The organism is Gilliamella sp. App2-1 (assembly GCF_001690255.1).
Lineage (GTDB): Bacteria > Pseudomonadota > Gammaproteobacteria > Enterobacterales > Orbaceae > Gilliamella > Gilliamella apicola_G.
The window spans coordinates 1-2487 of sequence record NZ_LZGR01000025.1 but is presented as its reverse complement, the minus strand read 5'-3'; the positions used below and the strand labels follow the sequence as shown (position 1 = coordinate 2487).

2 protein-coding genes and 1 pseudogene are annotated in these 2487 nt (G+C 28.3%); all 3 read left to right on the top strand.

Going from position 1 to position 2487, the window contains the following annotated elements; translation table 11 throughout:
• Nucleotides 1-737 precede the first annotated feature (737 nt).
• Complete coding sequence (locus A9G22_RS03795) at nucleotides 738-1610, top strand: hypothetical protein (protein WP_075508383.1); 873 nt, start codon at nucleotides 738-740, stop codon at nucleotides 1608-1610.
• Nucleotides 1611-1634: 24 nt separating this feature from the next.
• The gene (locus A9G22_RS03790; protein WP_065587403.1) at nucleotides 1635-2033 is read left to right on the top strand and encodes a hypothetical protein; all 399 of its coding nucleotides are present in this window, start codon (nucleotides 1635-1637) and stop codon (nucleotides 2031-2033) included.
• A 205-nt stretch (nucleotides 2034-2238) separates the two neighbouring features.
• Nucleotides 2239-2487 (top strand): annotated as a pseudogene (locus A9G22_RS03785) (hypothetical protein); the annotation flags it as partial.

Below are 2487 nucleotides of genomic sequence, written 5' to 3'. Positions count from 1 at the left end.
CTTCTACCATTAGAAGTACTTATTCTGATACTTGATGTGAATATTAATGTGTGTCCGCAAGTGCTTATCTATTTAAAAACATATTTAATATAATATAATACAAATCAATAAGTTATAGTATGCTTTACAAGTAATTTGGGTAAAGCACTTTATGAGTTTGTAGCGGATAATTTTATAATTAAGTTTAAAAAATGGTTATTTTCTAACGGCTAAATAATTGCATTCTGCTTTAGGCTATTTAGCTTCTGTTGAATTTGCCAACAAATTAAATATATGTTATTTTGTATAACATATCGCAAAAAAAAAGTAAAATATGAAGTGAAATTAATACTGGCTTTTTTGTTCCTAATACCAATCAGTGCAATAGTGGAACATACATTAATTGCGCCCAGGATAGAGGGTTTTGGTGTTTGTGAGTTAGCCATAAATAAGGGAATTTCCAGTTCTAATGAAGCTTTGCTTATTGCGAGTCTATTAATGTGACCTCAGCTTCCTTTCTTGAAAAGAAACTATCAATGTTTGGAAATTTTAAGAGTGTAAATGGTAAATTTCAAATAAGCTATGTTATATCTTTACCTCTCTTGTGCTATGCTGTTATGGAACAAAAAGGCGAAATTAAAATAAATAAAAAGAAGATAAGTTATCAGTTAAAATTATTAAAAGACAGCATGTTGCCAGTAGTTATTTATCTTTTTTCTAACTACTTCAGTGTAAGTTAAAGTGCCTATATTGAAGATATGATTGCAAAATTAGATAGCAGAAGTTTAATGCAACTTAGTGATGGAACTATTCCTTTGGATAAATATTTTGCAAGCAGAATATATCCGTGGTCTATTAATTCAAACCAATCACTTGTTGATAAGGTTAGAAAAGCGTCATTAAATGAAATCTTAACGCAAATATGTGAAATGAGTCCCTCCGGTAAAAATAAAATTCGATCAGTTATTACTCTTAGCTCAGTTCGCTATACTTTTCATAATGTTTGGGGGAGTATAGGGTATAAAGAAAAAATGCAATTAACTGATTATTCAACGGACTCCATTAAGCGTTTTCGATTCTATTTAATTAGTAAATATAAAACAAACAATAAATTAAATGATAAATTAACTTTAAATTTTAACTTTTTTGATGAGATTGCTTCTCTTTCTAAAAATATAATGAAAGATGATTTAAATAAATTTTTCGAACCTCTGAATTATGACTCTTCAGGTAAGCTTACTCTCTACAGTTGGGCCGATTTAGGGAAAAACAAATCATCTAAAATAAAAATTTATGCTGATATTGGGTTTAATATGATGGTTGTTTATCAAGCGATACCAACGCTTGAAACTTCAGTTGTTAGATATCGTTATTATTTAGATTTTCGTAATATGAGCCATGGCATCTATTCAGTTGATAGACCTGTTCAATTCTCAGTTGAAAATAAAATACTATTTTGGTATGTCTATCCGAGGTCTTTAACGGCTGTTTATTATAATCCTTTTTCTGAAGATTTTTATAATTCCAAAGAAAATGAAGTTAAAAGTGAAATTTCCGATTATGCTGACATAGTTCGTGCTTCATGTATTGGTAAAGAAAAAACTTTTTCACATCAGATTGAACCAGTATAAAATGGAGATTGGCATGAAGAGAAAATGACGACTGAAGATTTACAAAAAATAAATGGTCCTTACAATATAGGTTCCAATTCCGACAGATTTTCATTTTATAGTGATTATACCTTTGATTGGTTCAAACAATCAAAAATTAATAAGTATGACATACCCGAAGCTCATCCTATGGCTAATAATGCAGATATAATAAAAAAGGCAATTTTACGCCATCATGATAACGGGACTGTATTTGTCGTTTCTCATTATGTTGATATTGCCTCTGATTCTTTTGAAGAAGATAGAAATCATGCTAAATTTAAAATTGAGATAGATAATAAAGAATACAATTCAAATGTATATTTTGATACTATTTATAATAAGTATAATTTATATCAGTTAATTAAGTCGTTAGATGGATTTAAAATATTTTGTAGTAAGTAAAATTTAGGTAAATATTATAAATGATCATTTATAGAAACGTTTTTTATTTCAATTAGTATTAATGTTTATCAATTTTTGTTTCTTAGTTAATGAGTAACCAATTGAATAGTTAACATAATTTATATTTAATTAAACAATATTAATGGGAATTTATTTTAATTTTAGTGTATATATTATCGAGTAATAACCGCACGGCTACTAATTTATGTTAAAAGTATTAATATGTACTAACCATATGGCTAGTATAGGAGGTTCTGAAATTGTCGCCTTAGAAATTGCAGAATGCTTCAAAAAAAATAATTATATAGTTGATATCGTTGCCAATTATATAGGCTCTCCAGTTGCTGATATTGTTAAAAATTCAGGTGTTAATTTATTAACCACAGACGACTTACCAGATCCTTTCAAGTATGATATTGTTTGGGCTCAACACCAGGTGTTGCCTATACTGGTT

What these genes read in the sequence shown, in the direction of transcription:
- A9G22_RS03795 (WP_075508383.1), top strand. Translation starts at nt 738, where the DNA reads ATGATTGCAAAATTAGATAGCAGAAGTTTAATGCAACTTAGTGATGGA.
- A9G22_RS03790 (WP_065587403.1), top strand. Translation starts at nt 1,635, where the DNA reads ATGACGACTGAAGATTTACAAAAAATAAATGGTCCTTACAATATAGGT.